This window comes from Psychrobacter sp. TB55-MNA-CIBAN-0194, from assembly GCF_040309505.1.
In the GTDB taxonomy this organism is placed as follows: Bacteria; Pseudomonadota; Gammaproteobacteria; order Pseudomonadales; family Moraxellaceae; genus Psychrobacter; species Psychrobacter fozii.
The window spans coordinates 1-275 of sequence record NZ_JBEOOW010000245.1 but is presented as its reverse complement, the minus strand read 5'-3'; the positions used below and the strand labels follow the sequence as shown (position 1 = coordinate 275).

1 pseudogene is annotated in these 275 nt (G+C 31.3%); it reads right to left on the bottom strand.

The window, feature by feature from the left end:
* Nucleotides 1-275: pseudogene (locus tag AAEY75_RS15010) on the bottom strand (glycosyltransferase family 4 protein); the annotation flags it as partial.

Genomic DNA, 275 nt, shown 5'->3' with positions numbered 1-275 from the left:
CATACTGACTGGCCCAAACTTGACCTGTAAATATATGTAGACGAAATTTAGTGCCTGTTAAAAAGCCTGCAATTTGTGTGATAAATCCAGCTGTGGGAGTGGTAGAATGTACGAGGATAAATTTTTCTTTTTTGAATATCTTAATCATTTCTTTTAATGACTTTAAGTCACTAAATATTGATGGCTTTCTTTCAAGGTTTATGGAAAATTTTTTTACATCTTCAAATATGGGTTTTTCATTATCGAAACTAGCTATCAAAGTTACATCATATTCC